We start from the raw sequence: 1,088 nt of genomic DNA on the forward strand, positions 1-1,088 counted from the left end.
GATGCGCTGAAAATCCTCAACTATTATCTCGAAAGGCGAAGAGTTCATTACATCGTTGATGCAGATATCCGAGGTTTCTTCGACCATGTGAGTCACACATGGATGATGAAGTTCTTGGCGCACCGCATCGCTGACCCAAAGTTGCTCAAACTCATCGGTCGGTTTCTAAAAGCGGGAATCATGGAAAAAGGCGTCTTCAAGGAGAGCGAGGAAGGAACCCCGCAAGGTGGACTCATATCCCCAATAATTGCCAACGTCTATTTGCACTACGTCATTGACTTATGGTTCGAGAAAGTGGTGCGGAGACAGTGTAAAGGCGAAGCCTATATGGTCAGGTATGCCGACGATGTTGTCGCTGTCTTCCAATATGAAGAAGATGCAAAGCGATACTATGCAGAAGTTATACGGCGTTTGGCGAAGTTTAATTTGGAGCTGGCCGAGGAGAAAACACGAATCATTAATTTCGGAAGATATGCCACGCAGTACGCGAGGAAAAGAGGCTTGAAGAAGCCGGAGACATTCGATTTCCTAGGTTTTACTCATTACTGTAGCAAGAGCCGCAAAGGAAAATTCCGCGTTAAGAGAAAGACCAGTGTAAAGAAGTTTAGGGCGAGCCTGCACAAAATCAAGGAGTGGATAAAAGAAAATCGGCATCAACGTGCGGGGGACATGATCGATTCCCTGAAAATTAGACTCATTGGTTATTACCGATATTATGGAATTACGGATAATAGTCAAGCACTGGAATCATTCTTATTTCATGTACGGCAAAATCTATTCAAGTGGCTAAACCGGAGAAGCCAACGAGGGTCGTATAACTGGAAAACGTTTCAAATGCTTCTCTTGTTCAAGCCACTCCCGCCGCCGAAAATCCATGTCAACATCTATGACCTCCGGCCGGATATAAACTACGTATTGTGAATCATCTTGTGAGGAGCCGTGTGCGTTAATTGCGCCCGCACGGATCTGTGAGGGGTGGGTGACAATTTTGTCATGGAGCAAATATTGTGACACTCTCAGAGGAAACGGAGAGAAACAGGGAACACAAACCTGCTCCTAAAGCAAGAGAGGAGCCCATCTACTCGACC

Annotated in this window: 1 protein-coding gene; it reads left to right on the plus strand. The window is 46.0% G+C overall.

What is annotated here, in order from left to right; genetic code table 11:
* Positions 1-921, plus strand: a 921-nt coding sequence (locus tag EDD73_RS14725; protein ID WP_131921199.1) for a reverse transcriptase domain-containing protein, incomplete at its 5' end; no start/stop codon positions are given.
* Positions 922-1,088: the final 167 nt, after the last annotated feature.

This window comes from Heliophilum fasciatum, assembly GCF_004341395.1.
Taxonomy (GTDB): domain Bacteria; phylum Bacillota; class Desulfitobacteriia; order Heliobacteriales; family Heliobacteriaceae; genus Heliophilum; species Heliophilum fasciatum.